The following is a 1,017-nucleotide window of genomic DNA, read 5'->3' on the forward strand; positions in this document are numbered from 1 at the left end:
GCTGGAGCAGGTCCCAAGGGTATGGCTGTTCGCCATTTAAAGAGGTACGTGAGCTGGGTTTAGAACGTCGTGAGACAGTTCGGTCCCTATCTGCCGTGGGTGTAGGAGATTTGAGAAGAGTTGCCCCTAGTACGAGAGGACCGGGGTGAACGATCCACTGGTGGACCAGTTGTTATGCCAATAGCAGTGCTGGGTAGCTATGATCGGAAAGGATAACCGCTGAAGGCATCTAAGCGGGAAGCCCCCTTCAAAACAAGATCTCCCTGAGGACCGTGGAAGACTACCACGTCGATAGGCCAGAGGTGTAAGTGCAGCAATGCACTCAGCTGACTGGTACTAATGGTCCGATAGGCTTGATTTGATCCAGTAATAATTAGACTTCGCAGCGCTCAACGAGCAAAGCGGTAGCGCAATTTTACTGTCAAACAAAAGCATACACATCATAAGTCGAAAGACTTGGACAACACGCTTGCACTTGCTGCAAGCAGATTGATTAGCTTCGATACTGCCTTGTGGGGCGGCAACCTGTTTGGAAACAAACACGGCCTGCCGCGAAAACCTCAAAGCACATTCGGGGCTTTGAGGTTTTTATTCGGTTTGGTGGTCATAGCGAGAGCAAAACACCCGGATCCATCCCGAACCCGGCCGTTAAGTGCCTTTGCGCCGATGGTACTGCATCTTAAGGTGTGGGAGAGTAGGTCACCGCCAAACCTAATAAAAACCTCACGATCTCTAAACGATCTCTTTCCCCTACATCTCTAAAGAGGACGGGGAAAATACCCGGACAATATCGCTAATGCGATAATCGTCCAAAAAATGGGTCAAACTTGCAAAAGCGACCACCCAAAAACACGAACAAATCAAAATGTTCGTGCCAATCTATAGGCCTAAAATAGCGCCCAAATCGCTAAAGGCACAGATAAAAGCGTCGCGGGATGGAGCAGCCCGGTAGCTCGTCAGGCTCATAACCTGAAGGTCGTAGGTTCAAATCCTACTCCCGCAACCAATTTTATATAC

1 tRNA gene and 2 rRNA genes are annotated in these 1,017 nt (G+C 49.4%); all 3 read left to right on the forward strand.

Annotated elements, in window-relative coordinates:
- Window positions 1-361: ribosomal RNA gene (locus tag ACRBB0_RS27240) — 23S ribosomal RNA — on the forward strand; the annotation flags it as partial.
- A gap of 235 nt (window positions 362-596) precedes the next feature.
- A 5S ribosomal RNA gene (gene rrf / locus ACRBB0_RS27245) occupies window positions 597-711 on the forward strand.
- A 218-nt stretch (window positions 712-929) separates the two neighbouring features.
- Window positions 930-1,006, forward strand: a tRNA-Met gene (locus tag ACRBB0_RS27250).
- The last annotated feature ends 11 nt before the right edge of the window (window positions 1,007-1,017 follow it).

Source organism: Pelagimonas sp., assembly GCF_050633425.1.
Classification (GTDB): Bacteria; Pseudomonadota; Alphaproteobacteria; order Rhodobacterales; family Rhodobacteraceae; genus Pelagimonas.